Here is a 16,480-nt window from a genome sequence, read left to right on the forward strand (position 1 = left end):
AATAAAAATAATATTTTAACAAAAATTTTAAATAAAACCATAAATTATACCTTTAATTAATTTAGTAGCCAAGATAATTTATCTATGTTATTTATAAAATAAAATATATATAAATCTATAATATATAGAATCATTATTTATATAGATAATTATTATTAATAATAAATTATTTTTAATTTTTTATAAATTAAATAAATATTAATTTGTTATAATAATAAATATTATAAAATATATTAAATTTTAGGACACAATAATGTTAGAAAAAGAAATTATTATCAATAGTAGAAATGGTCTTCATACACGTCCCGCAGCAATTTTTGTAAAAGAAGCAAAAAATTTTATATCAGATATTACAATTACTTCTAATAAAAAAACAGTTAATGCTAAAAGTTTATTTAAAATACAAACTTTAGGATTAACTAAAGGTACTTCAATTATTTTAAAAATTTCAGGAAAAGATGAAGATAATGCAATGAAACATTTAATAAATATAATTCAAAAATTATAAACTAATTTTTTATTTTTATAAAAATATTTATAATTTGTAAAATTATTATTTTTTATCCAATAATATTAAATTATTAATTTTTTATAAAAAAAATTTAATTTATTCTTAAAACTTAATAGAAAAAATTATTATCTAATAATAGAGGTAAAATATATGATTTCAGGAATTTCAGCTTCTCCTGGTATTTCTTTTGGTAAAGCTTTTTTATTAAAAATGGATAATATTATTATTAATTGTAATAAAATTAATAGTAATCAAATAGATTTAGAAATTAAAAAATTTTTTCATGGACAAAAAGAATCTATCAAACAACTAGAATATATAAAAAAAAATTCATTTAAAAAATTTAATTCTGATAAGTTATCAATTTTTGATGGTCATATTCTTTTATTACAAGATGAAGAAATGATTAAGGAAGTTTTATCTTTAATAAAAAAAAATTTTTTATCAGCGGATAATGCAGTAAATTCAGTAATAAAATCACAAATAAAAATATTAAAAAATTTAAATGATAAATATTTAAAAGAAAGAGTTATTGATATTAAAGATATAGGAAATCGTTTAATAAAAAATATTTTAGGTTTGAATACTAGAAATTTAGATAAAATAGATAATCAAGTAATTTTAATTGCAAAAGATCTTACACCTTCAGAAACTGCTCAATTAAATTTAAAAAAAATTTTAGGTTTTATTACTGATTTAGGGAGTAAAACTTCTCATACTGCTATAATGGCTCGTTCATTAGAAATACCTGCTATTGTAGGTACTGGTAATATAACTACAAAAGTTAAAACTAATGATTATATTATTTTAGATAGTATTAATAATAAAATATTTATTAATCCGTCAAATGAAATAATTAAAAAAAATCAAATAATATATAATCAATATATAATAGAAAAAAATAAACTTAAAAAAACATGTATTTTACCTGCTATAACTAAAGATAATTATAAAATTAAAGTTTGTGCTAATATAGGTTCATTAAAAGAATTAAAAAGTATTATTAAAAATGGTGCTGATGGTGTAGGATTATATCGTACAGAATTTTTGTTTATGAATCGAAATTCTTTTCCTACTGAAGAAGAACAATTTCATGTTTATAAAAATGTAACAAAAAATATGAGTGGAAAATCTGTTATTATTAGAACAATGGATATTGGTGGAGATAAAAAAATACCTTATATGAACTTACCTAAAGAAGAAAATCCATTTTTAGGATATCGAGCTATTAGAATTAGTATAGATCGTAAAGATGTTTTACATACTCAATTAAGAGCTTTATTAAGAGCATCTATTTTTGGTAAATTACATATCATGTTCCCTATGATAATATCAGTAGAAGAAGTTCTTTTTTTAAAAGAAGAATTAAATTTTTTGAAAAAACAATTACAAAATAAAAAATATGATTTTAATAAAAATATTCCTATAGGAATAATGGTAGAAACTCCTGCTTCTGCTATAATAGCTAATCATTTAATAAAAGAAATTGATTTTTTTAGTATCGGAACTAATGATTTAGTACAATATACATTAGCTGTAGATCGTGGTAATGATCTCATTTCACATTTATATAATCCAATGCATCCTGCTATATTTTATTTAATAAAAAAAGTTATAGATGCTTCACATTCAGAAGGAAAATGGACAGGAATGTGTGGTGAATTGGCAAGTGATGAATACTTTATCCCTGTATTATTGGGAATGGGATTAAATGAATTTAGTATGAGTGCTATTTCTATTCCAAAAATTAAAAATATTATTTGTAAAATAAAAATGAAACAAGCAATAGAATTAGCTAATAATATTTTATTACAGTCTAATGTTAAAAACATTAATAATTTATTATTAGAATTTAACAAAAAAATTAATCTTTATTAAGAGATAATAAATATGAATATTTTTTCTAGTTTTTTTAAAAAAAAACATAAAAAAATTAATATTACTAAAATATTTGCTCCTATCACAGGAAATATAATAGATATAGAAAAAGTTCCTGATATTGTATTTTCAGATAAAATAGTAGGAGATGGTATTGCTATTGATCCTAAAGAAAATTTAATAGTTTCTCCAGTTGATGGTTTTATTGGTAAAATATTTGAAACTAACCATGCATTTTCTATAAAAACTAAAAATAATATAGAATTATTCGTTCATTTTGGAATTGATACGGTAAATTTAAAAGGTAAGGGATTTAAAAGAAAATTTAATTTTATTGAAAATAATCTTAATATAGTTAAAAAAGGAGAAATTATTATTGAATTAGATTTAGATTTTTTAAAAAAAAATACTAAATCTATCTTAACTCCAGTAGTAATTTCTAATATTGAAAAAATTACTAAATTAAAAAAATATATAGGTAAAGTTATTGCCGGTATTGATCCTATATTAAAAATTTATAATTAATAAGATTTTAATCTTACAAAAAAATATTTTTTAATAATAAAAATTATTAAAAAATATAGTATATTATACTTTTTAAAAAATTGTTTATTAAAAAATAGTTTTTATATAATTATTACTTTTTATAAAAAAATACGGCTATGTGTAATAGCAATTGCTAACGCATCAGCAGCATCTGTTTTAGGGTAATTAGGTAGTTTTAATAACATAAAAACCATATCTTGTACTTGTTTTTTTTTAGCATTTCCTACACCAACAACAGTCATTTTTACTTTACTTGCTGAATATTCAAAAACAGGAAGATTATGATTAACAGCAGATACTATAGCAGCACTTCTTGCATGTCCTAATTTTAAAGCAGAATCTGCATTTTTAGCCATAAAAATTTGTTCTATAACAAAACTGTCTGGTTTAAATTTATTTATTATTTGACTTACCTTATTATAAATAATTTTTAATCTTGTAGGAAAATCTTTTATTTTTAAAATTATACATCCACTATCAATATAAATTATTTTTTTCCCATATTTTCTAATTAAACCATATCCTGTTACTATAGAACCAGGATCAATACCTAAAATTATCGTCATAATATAATCTTTTTTTTTAAATAATATAATATTTATTATATATCAGCATTATGATAAATATTTTTAATATCTTTACATGTTTTAGATAAAAAAAATAAATTCATTAATTTTTCTTTTATAAAAATACTTATTTTTTTTTTAAATAATGGTTTTACTATTAATTCTGTTTTAATAGGTTTTATTTTAAATTTTTTTATTTGTTTAGTAAAAAATTTATATTTTTTTTGTGTAAAAATTATTTTAATATTTTTTTTATTAAAAATAATATCATGTGCATTAAATTTTTCAGCAATATTTATAATATTTTCTGAGTTAGATATATATGTTATATGTATTTGTTTTTTAAACATATAATTTACTGTACCATTTTTGTGTAAATTACCTCCTATTTTATTTAAAATATAACGTATAAAAGATACAGTTCTATTATTATTATCAGTTAAACATTCTATCATTAATGCAACATTATTCGGACCATATCCTTCATAAAAAATTTCTTTTAATTTATTATTTTTTTCTTTTTTTGTATTTTTTTGTAAAAAATTATTAATAGTTAAACGATTTATATTATATGATAATGCTTTTTCTATAACTAAACGTAATTTAGAATTATATTTTGGATTTATTCCTTGTCCTATTTTTACAGCAGAATTTAATTCCTTAATGATTTTTGAAAAAATTTTACTTTTTTTATTATCTTGTATTTTTTTTCGATAACGTGTATTAGACCATTTATTATGTCCTGACATAAAAAACTATCCTTTTTTATTTTATATATGTTAATCCTAATTCTTTTAAAATATTATCATTAATAATATTAGGAGATTGTGTTAAGAGACATGTTGCTGAAGTACTTTTAGGAAAAGCAATTACATCACGAATATTATTGGTATTAGTTAATAACATAACTAATCGATCTAGACCTAAGGCTATTCCTATATGTGGTGGTGTTCCAAATTTTAAAGATTTAAGAAAAAAACCAAAATTTTTTTGTTGAGTTAATTTTTTAATTTTAAGAATACTAAATATTTTTTTTTGTATTTTAGAATCATATATTCTAGAAGAACCACTACCTATTTCATAACCATTAATTATTAAATCATATGAATCTGATAAAACTTCTTCAAGATTTTTATTTTGTAATATATTTTGTAAAAAAGATTTTTTAGGAGATGTAAAAGGATGATGTACTGAAACTAAATTTCCTATTTTATTTTTTTTAAATAATGGAAAATCTATAATCCATAATAAAGATAATTTATTATTATTAATTAAATTAAAGTCTTTTGCTAATTTTTTTCTTAATAATCCCATAGATGAAATATTACCATCTATTACTTCTGTACCAATAAAAATGATATCATTATTATTAGCATTACTTTTATAAATAATATGTTGTATTTTTTCTTTATTTAAATCTTTAGAGAAAAAATTTTTTTTATTATTTAATATATTAATTAATTTAGTATTATAAACTTGATATATATTTAAATCTTTTGTACCATATTTTTTTAAATAATGTTGATATTTTTTTAAATCTTTTATTTTTATATTATTTAAATATTTATTTTTAAGTAAAATAGAAATTATTCTATTTTTATTTTTCATTTTATTTTTTTTTATAAAAAAATTAGTTAAATTTATAAGTTTTAATTTATTTCTTAAATCAGGTTTATCAGTTCCAAAAAATTTCATTGATTCATTATAAGTTAAAATTTTAAAATCATGTAATAATACATTATTAATATTTTTCCATAAATAAAATATTATTTCTTCTATAAAAGATCGAAATTTTTTTGATTTTATAAAAGATACTTCTATATCAATTTGAGTAAATTCAGGTTGACGATCTGATCTTAAATCTTCATCACGAAAACATTTTGCTATTTGATAATATCTATCTAATCCTGCGATCATTAATAATTGTTTAAATATTTGTGGCGATTGAGGTAATGCATAAAAATTATGTTTATGTATTCTACTTGGTACCAAATAATTTCTAGATCCTTCTGGAGTTATATTTGTTAATATAGGAGTTTCAATATTTAAAAATTGATTTTTTTCTAAAAAATTTCTAACATAATAAATTATTTTTGATCTTAATTTTATTATATTAACCATTTTTTTTTGTCTTAAATCTAAATATCGATATTTTAATCTAGTTTCTTCTGTATTTACAATATTTATGTCAATAGGTAATGGTTTAGATTTACTAAATATATATATATCAAATACAATAATTTCTATTTCTCCAGTAAATAAATTAAAATTTTTATTTTTTTCTTTTCTTTCATTTATTATTCCTTTAATTTTAACACAGAAATTATTACGTAATTTAGTTGCTATTTTATAGGCAATTATATATTTAGGTTTAAAAACAGCTTGAATTATCCCTTCTCTATCTTTTATATTCACAAAAATTAATTTTCCTAAATTTCGGTAACTATCTACCCATCCATAAATAATTATTTCTTTATTAATATATTTTTTATCAATATGACCACAATAAATTTTATTTTTCATTTATTAAACCTTTTTAAAAAAATTAATATATTAATTTTATAACAAATAATAATTTTATTATGTAATAAAATTATATTTAATTATAATAATTAATAATTATATTTATTTATAAATTATATTTAATAATAAATATATTACTTTATATATTTTAAACAAAAAGACTGAATTAAATAAATTTATTTAAAATAAATTAAAAATTAATCATAATATTTTTAATTGTATTATATAATTAAAATTTTTTTAAAAAATATAACTAAATATATTAAAAATATTATAAAAAATAAATTTTATTAAATATTTTTAAGATTATATTTAATGATATAAAATATATACTTATGTTAAATTTATTAAAAATTTTTTTTAAATAAATATAGAATTATATTCTATTTGTATTACTAAACAAAATTTTCATAATAAAATAATATAATGTAATATTATTAATAATAATTAATTTAAATATTTAATTATAAAAAATTAAATAATTTATTTTTATATTATAAAATTATATTTAGATTATTTTAAAAAAATATTAGTTATAGTAATTTATATATTATAATTTCTTTAATTATAATTAAAATATTAAATATAAAATTTTTTAAAGAAATGAAATTTATTATTTATAAATTAATAAAATATTTAGACTAATTTTAAAATAGGTCATATATGAATATAAAAAAAATTCTTTCAAAAAAAATTCATAAATCAATGATAAAAGCAGGTATACCATCTCAATATAATGTAATATTACGTCCATGTAAAAAAGTAGAATTAGGACATTATCAAATTAATGGTATTATATCAGCAGCCATTTATTTAAAAAAAAAACCTAATGATTTAGCAAATAAAGTAGTTAAATTTTTAGATTTAAAAAATTTTTTATCTAAAATTACAATATCTAAATTAGGATTTATTAATCTTTTTATTAAAAAAAAATGGTTATCAAAACAAATAAATTTATTATTTATTTCTAAAAAACTAGGATTAACACAAAAAATTATATCTGAAAATATTATTGTAGACTATTCTAGTCCTAATATAGCAAAAGAAATGCATGTAGGTCATTTAAGATCTACAATAATAGGTGATTCTATGGTAAAAATTTTATTATTTGCTGGATATAATGTTACTAAAGTTAATCATATTGGTGATTGGGGTACTCATTTTGGAATGCTTATTGCTTTTTTAGATTCTGAAAAAAAAGAAAATAACATTTTAATATCTGATATAGATCAATTATATAAAAAAGCACGTAAAAGATATTCTGAAGATACAAAATTTGCAATAAAATCTAGGTCTTATGTAGTTAAATTACAAAAAAAAGACCCTTTTTGTTTGCAAATATGGGAAAAAATAGTAAATATTACTATGAATCATAATTATCTTTTATATAAAAAATTAAATGTAGAATTATCTTCTAAAGATACTATGGGTGAAAGCACATATAATGATATGTTACCAGATCTAATTATAGATTTGAAAAAAAAAGGAATAGCTGTTGAGAATAATAAAACTGTTATTATCCCTATTAAAGGATTAAAAAATAAACAAGGTAAATTAATGGCTGTAATTATACAAAAAAGTGATGGCGCATATTTATATGCAACAATTGATATTGCTTGTATTAAGTATCGTTATAAAAATTTTAAAGCAAATCGTATTATTTATTACGTAGATTCTCGTCAAAATCAATATTTAAATCAAATTTTCAAAATAGTAAAAAAAGCTCATTATGTTCCTTCTAATATAAAATTAGAACATCATATGTTTGGAATGATATTAAATAAACATAGAAAACCTTTTAAAACAAGAGAAGGAAAAAATATAAAATTAGATCATTTAATAAATGAATCTATTACAAGATCTAAAAAAATAATTATTAAAAAAAATCCTTCTATAAGAAAAAATGAATTAGAAAAATTATCTCATATCATCGGTATAGGAGCTCTTAAATATGCAGATTTGTCTAAAAATAGAATGAATAATTATATTTTTAGTTGGAATGATATGTTATCTTTAGATGGTAATACATCATTATACATTCAATATGCTTATGTTAGAGCACAATCAATTTTAAGTAAAATTGATATAAATTTTAATAATTTATTAAATTTAGAAATGAAATTTATAAATCATTATGAATTTAAACTTGCTATAACATTTTTAGATTTTGAAGAAATAATTTTAAAAATAGTTAAAAAAGGTACACCACATTTATTATGTAATTGGTTATATAAAATTTCAGTATTATTTTCTATATTTTATGAAAATTGTAAAATTTTAAATTTAAAAGATAACTTATTAAAAATAAGTAGATTAAAAATTGTTTTTTTAACTTCTTTATTTATAAAAAAAGGATTATTTTTATTAGGTATAAAAACTGTAAAAAAAATGTAAAAAATGTATTATTAATAATAAAAATATTATTTATTTAATAAATAATAATATATAATAAAATTATTTTATATTTATAAAAAATTTTTTTAAAAATTATATGTTTAAAAAAAAAGTAATAATTGCAATGTCAGGAGGTATAGATTCTTCTTTTTCTGCTTGGTTATTAAAAAAACAAAATTATCAAGTAGAAGCATTATTTATGAAAAATTGGGAAGAAGATGATATAACAAATAATTGTAATATTAAAAAAGATTTATTTTATGTAGAACATATTTGTAAAAAATTAAATATTATTTTACATAAAATTAATTTTGCAACTGAATATTGGGATTTTGTTTTTAAAAAATTTCTTTCTGAATATAAAAAAGGTTATACACCAAATCCTGATATATTATGTAATAAAATAATTAAATTTAAATATTTTATGAATTTTGCTTTTAAAAATTTAGGTGCAGATTTTATTAGTACTGGTCATTATGTTCGTTGTAAAAAAATTAAAAATCAGTATTCCTTATTAAAAGGAATAGATAAAAATAAAGATCAAAGTTATTTTTTATATACAATAAAAGAAAAACAATTAAAAAAAATTTTATTTCCTATGGGAGGTTTAAAAAAAACAGAAGTAAGATATTTTGCTAGAAAATTTAAATTTATTAATGCTAGAAAAAAAGATTCAACAGGAATTTGTTTTATAGGAGAAAAAAATATTACTAATTTTTTAAGTAAATATTTACCTTCTAAAAAAGGTAATATAATTGACATTAATGGTAATATTATTGGTATACATAAAGGATTAATACATTATACTATAGGACAAAGAAAAAGAATTGGTTTAGGAGGATCTTTATATTATGGTAATAAACCATGGTATGTCTATAAAAAAAATATCAAAAAAAATACTTTAGTTGTCGTACAAAATAGAAAAAATTTATATTTATATTTTATTGGATTAATATTAAAAAAAATAAGTTGGATTAATAATAATTATCCAGATGTTTCAAAAACATATACTCTTAAAACAAGATATAGACAAAAGGAAGTTAAATGTAAAATTTTTATTTTAAAAAATAATAAAATTAAAGTATATTTTAATTATCCTATATTTAGTATTACTCCAGGACAATCTGCAGTATTTTATTCTGAAGATATTTGTTTAGGAGGAGGTATTATAGAAAAAGGAATTTCAGTTGTTTAATTTTATTATATTTTTAAAATTTATTCTAATAAAAAATAGATTTTTTATTTTTTTTATATAAAAATAAAAAATTATTAAAAATTTAATTTTAATTTGTAAAAATTAGTAATTATAAAATTTAATTTTATGAATTAGTTTATATTAGTAATATGTATTAAGTATAAATTAATATTTAATTAGAGCATTTTTATGAAAAAAAAACATTTTAAAAATGTATTAATTAATCTTAATAATATAAATAAATCTTTTTTAGGAAAAAAAATTATTTCTAATTTAAATTTAAATATAAATGATGGAGAATTTATTACTTTATTAGGACCTTCTGGTTGTGGAAAAACAACAATCATTCGTTTAATAGCAGGTTTAGAAAAAGTAGATAGTGGTTCTATTATATTAAATCAAAAAGAAATAACAAAAGTTCCAGCAGAAAAAAGACAAATAAATACTGTTTTTCAAAATTATGCTTTATTTCCTCATATGTCTGTTTTTGATAATATAGCTTTTGGATTAAAAATGCAAAAAAAGACAAATAGAGAAATCACAAAAAAAGTTAAAAAAATATTAGATATGGTTCAATTACAAAAATTTATAAATAGAAAACCTCATGAATTATCCGGGGGACAACAGCAAAGAGTTGCTATAGCAAGAGCAGTAATTAATAAACCTAGAATATTATTATTAGATGAATCATTATCAGCTTTAGATTATAGATTACGTAAAAAGATGCAAAATGAACTAAAAGCATTACAAAGAAAATTAGGTATTACTTTTATATTAGTTACGCATAATCAAGAGGAAGCTTTAAGTATATCAGACCGTATTATCTTAATAAAAAATGGAAAAATTGAACAACAAGGGACTCCTAAAGAAATATATGAAGAACCAAAAAATCTTTTTGTTGCTAAATTTATAGGTGATATTAATATTTTTGATGCTGTTATTATTAAACAATTAAATAATTATAAAGTACAAGTAAATTTAGAAGGTTATATATGTAATCTTAAAGTTCCATTTCCTATTTTACCTGGAGAAAAAATTCATGTTTTATTAAGACCAGAAGATTTAAAAATTAAAGAAATTCATAATGATATTAATTCAGAAAAAGGACTTATTGGTTATATAAAAGAAAAAAATTATAAAGGAATGACATTAGAATCTATTTTAAAACTTAAAAATGGGAAAATTATTACCGTAAGTGAATTTTTTAACGAAAATGATCCTGATGTAGATCATTTTATTAATCAAAAAATGTTAATAAATTGGGTTAAGACATGGGAGGTTATTTTACCTTATGAAAAAAATAATGGAATATATTAAAAAAATTATGTTTTTTTTTATTATTAGTTGGTTATTATTATTTATATTTTTACCTAATATAATAATAATTATTATTAGTTTTTTAAAAAAAGATAATTATAATTTAATTTTATTTAAATTTTCTTTTAATAATTATTTAAAATTATTAAATTTTTTATATATTAAAGTTTTTATAAATTCTTTATTTATTTCATTTATTACTACGATTATTTGTCTTTTAATAGGATATCCATTTGCATGGTGTTTAACAGAAATATCTGCTAAAAAAAGATCTTTAATGTTATTTTTTTTATTTTTACCATTTTGGGTTAATTCTTTAATTAGAATATACTGTTTAAAAATATTTCTAGGAATTAATGGATGGTTAAATTATATTTTACTTTATTTTAAAATAATTCATAATCCTATTCATATAATATATACTCCTACAGCAGTAATTTTAGGATTAATATATATTTTATTACCTTTTATGATAGTTCCAATATATTCTAGTATTGAAAAATTAGATAAATTTTATATAGAAGCAGCTAAAGATTTAGGAGCTCCATTATGGAAAATTTTTTTTTATATCATTATTCCTTTAACTATTCCAGGAATTATTGCTGGTTGTTTATTAGTTTTTTTACCTAGTATGGGATTATTTTATATTTCTGATTTAATGGGTGGATCTAAAAATTTATTAATAGGAAATATTATTAAAAATCAATTTCTTAATATTAGAGATTGGCCATTAGGAGCAGCAACAAGTACAATAATAACATTATTAACTGGATTTTTTTTAATATTATATTTTAAAATTATAAAATTTTTAAATAAAAAGGAATTTCAAAATAATGTTTAAAAATATTTTCAGAGTCGTTTATATAAATATAATTTATTTTTGGTTTTACATTCCAATTATTCTTTTAATTGTAAATTCTTTTAATTCATCACGTTATGGAATAATATGGCAAGGATTTAGTACTAAATGGTATCATGAAATTATACATAATACTTCTTTATTAGAAGTTACATATCATTCTTTATCTATTGGAATGATTACTGCTACTTTTACAACTTTTATTGGTTTATTAACAGCTTTATCATTATATTATTATAATGATTATATTAAATCATTTATAAGTATTTTATTATATATAGTAATCATATCTCCTGATATTGTGATGGGTATTTCTTTATTGTTATTATTTATAATATTAAATTTTACTCTAGGATTTTGGTCTTTATTATTTTCACATATTACTTTTTGTTTACCTTATGTAGTAATCACTATTTATTCTAGATTAAAAAATTTTGATATTCATATAGTTGAAGCAGCAAAAGATCTAGGAGCCAGTGAAATAATTATTTTAACAAAAATTATATTTCCTTTGATATTTCCAGCGATTATTTCTAGTTGGTTATTAAGTTTTGCTTTATCTATGGATGACATAACAATATCGACATTTGTTACAGGACCTGAATATGAAATACTTCCATTAAAAATTTATTCACTTGCTAAAATTGGAATAACTCCAGAAATTAATGTTTTAGCAACTATATTAATAATTATATCTCTATTTTTAGTTATTTTAAGTAGAATTATTTTAGGAAAATCAAAAATATATAATCAAATTACTTCTTTAGTAGATTAAATTTTTTATTTTATTATAAAAAATTTATTTTTGACATTTATTACAAAAAAAAGTACTTCTTTTTCTTAAAAAAATTCTAATAATTTTTTTTTTACAAATTTTACATAACTTATCTTTTTTACCATATACAAAAAAATATTTATAGAAATTACCTACATTTCCATTAGGTTGATTATAATTACTTATAGAAGAACCACCATGTTTAATTGATTTATTTAAAATAAATTTAATATTTTTAACTAAAAATGTAATTTCTTTAAAAGTTAAAGTATTTGATTTTCTTGTAGGTAATATTCTAGATAAAAATAATGATTCATTTGCATAAATATTACCTATCCCTGTTACAATATTGTTATTCATTAATATTATTTTAATAAAAATACTCTTTTTTTGTGTAATATTATATAAATATATATTGTTAAATGAATCTTCTAATGGTTCAGGACCTAATCTCTGTAAAAATATATTATTTTTATAATTTTTTTTTTCCCATAACCAAAAACCAAATTTTCTAATATCTGTATAACGTAAAATTAAATTATTATTAACAATTAAATCAATATGATCATGTTTACTATATGATAAATTTTGTTTATGTATTAAAAATAATTTTCCTGTCATACCTAAATGTATAATAATTGTATTGTTTAATAAAATTATAATAATATATCTTCCCCTTCTTTTAATATCAAAAATTTTTTGATTTTTTATATTTATTATATATTTTGAAATGAAATATTTTAATTTTCTATTTCTAATAATAGAATAATTAATTATTTTACCTTTTAAAAAAGGTTTTATCATATTTTTAATAACTTCTACTTCAGGTAGTTCAGGCATAAAATTTTATTTACCAATACAAAATTGAGAAAAAATATTTTTTAATAAATCTTTAGAAGTAAATTTTTCTCCAGTAATAGAATTTAATTCTTTTTGTATTAATCTTAAATCTTCAGATAATAATTCTATAGAATTTGTTTTTAAAAAATTTTTTTGACTTTCTATTAAAAATTTATGTATATAATTTAAGGAATCTACATACCTTTCTCTAGCTGTAAATTGATCTTCGTTATTATTAGTATATATAATTTTTTTTTTAATAAAATTCATTAATAATGAAACTCCTTTATTATTTTTAATTGATAACCTTATAGTGACATAATTACAATTATTTGTTAATTCTGGAGTATTATTTGTCATATCTATTTTATTACGTAAAATAATCATAGGAATATTTTTTATAAATTTTTTTAATTTAATTTTGATCATTTCTGATAGATTTTTTTCAGATATTCTATCATCTACTATTAAAAATAAATAATGAGATTTTTTTATTTCTTCAAAAGTTTTTTTAATTCCTAAAATTTCAATTTTATTATCAGTATTACGAATACCAGCAGTATCAACTATTTCTATAGGAACAGAATTTATATAGATATTTTCATGTAAAATATCTCTAGTTGTTCCAGGAATATTAGTAATTATAGAAATATTTTTATCAGTAATCATATTCATTAAACTTGATTTACCAGAATTAGGGGGTCCAATTAAAGTTATTTTAATTCCTTCTTTAATTCTTATTCCATTATTAACATATCTTTGAATATTTATTAAATTATTTAATAATTCTTTTAATATATTCTTAATATTAAAACAAAAAATAGAAAAATTAATTTGATAATCAAATTCAAGAAAAGATTCTATTTTTACTCTTAAATTAGTAATAATATTTGAAAAATTTTTCAATAATAAAGAAAATTTTCCATTCATTAAATTCATTGCTGAAAATACTGCAGCTTTTGAATTAGCTGAAATAATATCAGTAATTGCTTCTGCTTGAGTTAAATCAATTTTTTTATTTAAAAATGATCTTTTAGAAAATTCTCCTGGAGAAGCAATTCTAATACCGGGTATTTTAATAATATTATTAATTAATAAATCTAATAATATAATACCTCCATGACATTGTAATTCTAAAATATCTTCTCCTGTAAAGGAATGAGGTTTTGGAAAAAATAATACAATACCTTTATCTATAATTTTATCTTTATAAAAAAAAGGTAAATAGTGTGCATATCTTGGTTTTATATAATTAAGTTTTAATATATTTTTTATCACTGCTAAAACTTTATGACCAGATATTCTTATAATTCCTATACTACCTTGACCTAAAGGAGTTGCTCTAGCTATTATTGTATATTTATTTTTTTCCATAATGTTCTTTATTTATTATATGATATATCCATTTTTGTTGTAATATAGTTATTAAATTATTAACTATATAGTATAAAACTAATCCAGAAGGAAGCCATAAAAAAAACAGGCTAAAAAAAATAGGTATTATATATGCAATTTTTTTTTGTATAGGATCATCATCATAATTATTTTTTGAAATTTTTTGAATAATTAACATACTAATACTCATTAATATTGGTAATATATAATATGGATCTTCTGAAGATAAATCTTGAATCCAAAATAAAAATGGAGTATGTCTTAGTTCTATAGCATTAGTTAATACATAATATAATGCTAAAAAGATAGGCATCTGTATAAGAAAAGGTATAAAACCAGAAAATGGATTTAATTTTTCTTTTTTATACAATAATAATATTTCTTGACTAAAACGTTTTTTATCATTACCAAATATTTCTTTAATTTTTTTAATTTTTGGTTGTAAAAAATGCATTTTAGCTATAGTAACATATTGTTGTTTTGATAATGGATATGTTATAATTCTTATAATTATAGTAATTAAAATTATTGAAAAACCCCAATTTCCTATTATTTTAAATAATAAATTTAATAATTTAAATAATGGTTTGGATAAAAACCATAAAAAACCATAATCGATAGTTAAATCTAAAAATGGAGCTACTTTTGACATTTGTTCTGATATTTTAGGACCTATCCATAATTTTGATAAGAAAATTTTTTTCCCCCCTGATAAAATTAAATGATTAGAAGTTTTAAATCCAATACTTGTAATATTATTAGATATATTTTTTATATATATATTATTTTTTTTAGAATAATTAGGAATAATCCAAGCTGAAGTAAAATATTGTTGTAATACAGCTATCCATCCATTTTTAGCATAAATATTAATATTTTTATTTTTTTTAATATTAGAAAATTTATATTTTTTAAATTTATTATATTCAGTTGAATATGCTATACCATTAAATGTTTTAATAGAAATATTATTTTTTTTTTCCAAATATTTTTTAGGTATATTATTAGAATGATTTATTTGTCCAAATACAGATATATAAATAGGGTTTAATGTTTTATTAAAAATCTGATGATTAACAGTTATTGCATAACTTCCTTTTATAAAGGTAAACATTTTTACATATAAAATATTTTTTTTATTAAAAATTAAAGGTACTTTTAATATATTTTTATTTTTTCCTAAATAAAAATATTTTTTTTTTGAAAAAAATTTTTCATTTTTATAAATATCTTCAATTTTTTTAAAGTTATCTTCTTTTAGAATACCACATTTAATTTGATATATAAAATCAGATTTATTTTTTAATAAAGTAAAAAAATTTTTAGAATTTAATTTATCTGAATAATTTAGAAAATATACTTTTTCAATATTACCTCCGTATGGATTAATATATAAGAGAAATTTATCGGTCTTAATTACAATATTATTTTTTTTAGTTATATTAAAAAATTTTTTGTAATTTTTATGATTAAGAATATTTTTATTGATAATTAATTTTGTATTGTTTTTTGTATAATTATGTATTTTTCCCCAATTATATAAAATTGTACAACTAAACAAACAAAAAATGATTAAAATAAAATTGTTTTTAGAACACATTATTAATCTCACATTAATTTATTAAAATTTATACTGTAAATTAAAATAAAAATAAATTATTATTCATAATAATAATAAAAT

The 16,480-nt window shown here is 18.1% G+C and carries 14 protein-coding genes; 8 read left to right on the forward strand and 6 right to left on the reverse strand.

What is annotated here, in order from left to right; translation table 11 throughout:
- Positions 1-253: 253 nt before the first annotated feature.
- The 3 genes from GJT89_RS02055 to crr all read left to right on the forward strand — a co-directional run bounded on the left by GJT89_RS02055 (position 254) and on the right by crr (position 2,914).
- Entirely contained in the window at positions 254-508 is a 255-nt protein-coding gene (locus tag GJT89_RS02055) for an HPr family phosphocarrier protein (protein WP_168894873.1), read from the forward strand.
- A 153-nt stretch (positions 509-661) separates the two neighbouring features.
- Positions 662-2,389, forward strand: coding sequence for a phosphoenolpyruvate-protein phosphotransferase PtsI (ptsI, locus tag GJT89_RS02060; protein WP_168894874.1), 1,728 nt, complete (start codon positions 662-664; stop codon positions 2,387-2,389).
- Between the two features lie 12 nt (positions 2,390-2,401).
- Positions 2,402-2,914 (forward strand): PTS glucose transporter subunit IIA, encoded by a 513-nt coding sequence (crr, locus tag GJT89_RS02065; protein ID WP_168894875.1) that lies wholly within the window; start codon positions 2,402-2,404, stop codon positions 2,912-2,914.
- A 119-nt stretch (positions 2,915-3,033) separates the two neighbouring features.
- Here crr and ruvC read toward each other — a convergent pair whose 3' ends face one another.
- From ruvC to aspS, 3 genes are read right to left on the reverse strand one after another with little or no spacing between them, the layout of a single operon-like run.
- Positions 3,034-3,501, reverse strand: a complete 468-nt coding sequence (gene ruvC, locus GJT89_RS02070; protein ID WP_168894876.1) for a crossover junction endodeoxyribonuclease RuvC — start codon at positions 3,499-3,501, stop codon at positions 3,034-3,036.
- A gap of 35 nt (positions 3,502-3,536) precedes the next feature.
- Positions 3,537-4,250, reverse strand: a complete 714-nt coding sequence (locus GJT89_RS02075; protein ID WP_168894877.1) for a YebC/PmpR family DNA-binding transcriptional regulator — start codon at positions 4,248-4,250, stop codon at positions 3,537-3,539.
- A 16-nt stretch (positions 4,251-4,266) separates the two neighbouring features.
- On the reverse strand, positions 4,267-6,024 hold the full coding sequence (aspS, locus tag GJT89_RS02080; protein ID WP_168894878.1) for an aspartate--tRNA ligase: 1,758 nt from the start codon (positions 6,022-6,024) through the stop codon (positions 4,267-4,269).
- A gap of 663 nt (positions 6,025-6,687) precedes the next feature.
- On the opposite strand from aspS, the gene argS reads away from it, so the two are divergent.
- The 5 genes from argS to potC all read left to right on the forward strand — a co-directional run bounded on the left by argS (position 6,688) and on the right by potC (position 12,564).
- Positions 6,688-8,418, forward strand: coding sequence for an arginine--tRNA ligase (gene argS, locus GJT89_RS02085; RefSeq protein WP_168894879.1), 1,731 nt, complete (start codon positions 6,688-6,690; stop codon positions 8,416-8,418).
- 73 nt (positions 8,419-8,491) lie between these two features.
- The gene (mnmA, locus tag GJT89_RS02090; RefSeq protein WP_281351635.1) at positions 8,492-9,613 is read left to right on the forward strand and encodes a tRNA 2-thiouridine(34) synthase MnmA; all 1,122 of its coding nucleotides are present in this window, start codon (positions 8,492-8,494) and stop codon (positions 9,611-9,613) included.
- Between the two features lie 189 nt (positions 9,614-9,802).
- On the forward strand, positions 9,803-10,930 hold the full coding sequence (gene potA, locus GJT89_RS02095) for a spermidine/putrescine ABC transporter ATP-binding protein PotA (protein WP_168894881.1): 1,128 nt from the start codon (positions 9,803-9,805) through the stop codon (positions 10,928-10,930).
- Entirely contained in the window at positions 10,905-11,771 is an 867-nt protein-coding gene (potB, locus tag GJT89_RS02100; RefSeq protein WP_168894882.1) for a spermidine/putrescine ABC transporter permease PotB, read from the forward strand. The genes potA and potB overlap by 26 nt, the downstream gene beginning before the upstream one ends.
- Complete coding sequence (gene potC, locus GJT89_RS02105) at positions 11,764-12,564, forward strand: spermidine/putrescine ABC transporter permease PotC (RefSeq protein ID WP_168894883.1); 801 nt, start codon at positions 11,764-11,766, stop codon at positions 12,562-12,564. Before potB ends, potC begins: the two co-directional genes overlap by 8 nt.
- 24 nt (positions 12,565-12,588) lie before the next feature.
- On the opposite strand, the gene mutM is transcribed toward potC, so the two are convergent.
- From mutM to yidC, 3 genes are read right to left on the reverse strand one after another with little or no spacing between them, the layout of a single operon-like run.
- On the reverse strand, positions 12,589-13,404 hold the full coding sequence (mutM, locus tag GJT89_RS02110; RefSeq protein WP_168894884.1) for a bifunctional DNA-formamidopyrimidine glycosylase/DNA-(apurinic or apyrimidinic site) lyase: 816 nt from the start codon (positions 13,402-13,404) through the stop codon (positions 12,589-12,591).
- A gap of 6 nt (positions 13,405-13,410) precedes the next feature.
- Entirely contained in the window at positions 13,411-14,778 is a 1,368-nt protein-coding gene (gene mnmE / locus GJT89_RS02115) for a tRNA uridine-5-carboxymethylaminomethyl(34) synthesis GTPase MnmE (protein WP_168894885.1), read from the reverse strand.
- Positions 14,765-16,399, reverse strand: coding sequence for a membrane protein insertase YidC (gene yidC / locus GJT89_RS02120; RefSeq protein ID WP_168894886.1), 1,635 nt, complete (start codon positions 16,397-16,399; stop codon positions 14,765-14,767). The genes mnmE and yidC overlap by 14 nt, the downstream gene beginning before the upstream one ends.
- Between the last annotated feature and the right edge of the window lie 81 nt (positions 16,400-16,480).

It is taken from the genome of Enterobacteriaceae endosymbiont of Donacia versicolorea (genome assembly GCF_012570965.1).
GTDB lineage: Bacteria > Pseudomonadota > Gammaproteobacteria > Enterobacterales > Enterobacteriaceae.

Coding starts and splice junctions, on each gene's coding strand:
- GJT89_RS02055 (WP_168894873.1), top strand. CDS start 254: ATGTTAGAAAAAGAAATTATTATCAATAGTAGAAATGGTCTTCATACA.
- ptsI (WP_168894874.1), top strand. CDS start 662: ATGATTTCAGGAATTTCAGCTTCTCCTGGTATTTCTTTTGGTAAAGCT.
- crr (WP_168894875.1), top strand. CDS start 2,402: ATGAATATTTTTTCTAGTTTTTTTAAAAAAAAACATAAAAAAATTAAT.
- ruvC (WP_168894876.1), bottom strand. CDS start 3,501: ATGACGATAATTTTAGGTATTGATCCTGGTTCTATAGTAACAGGATAT.
- GJT89_RS02075 (WP_168894877.1), bottom strand. CDS start 4,250: ATGTCAGGACATAATAAATGGTCTAATACACGTTATCGAAAAAAAATA.
- aspS (WP_168894878.1), bottom strand. CDS start 6,024: ATGAAAAATAAAATTTATTGTGGTCATATTGATAAAAAATATATTAAT.
- argS (WP_168894879.1), top strand. CDS start 6,688: ATGAATATAAAAAAAATTCTTTCAAAAAAAATTCATAAATCAATGATA.
- potA (WP_168894881.1), top strand. CDS start 9,803: ATGAAAAAAAAACATTTTAAAAATGTATTAATTAATCTTAATAATATA.
- potB (WP_168894882.1), top strand. CDS start 10,905: ATGAAAAAAATAATGGAATATATTAAAAAAATTATGTTTTTTTTTATT.
- potC (WP_168894883.1), top strand. CDS start 11,764: ATGTTTAAAAATATTTTCAGAGTCGTTTATATAAATATAATTTATTTT.
- mutM (WP_168894884.1), bottom strand. CDS start 13,404: ATGCCTGAACTACCTGAAGTAGAAGTTATTAAAAATATGATAAAACCT.
- mnmE (WP_168894885.1), bottom strand. CDS start 14,778: ATGGAAAAAAATAAATATACAATAATAGCTAGAGCAACTCCTTTAGGT.
- yidC (WP_168894886.1), bottom strand. CDS start 16,399: ATGTGTTCTAAAAACAATTTTATTTTAATCATTTTTTGTTTGTTTAGT.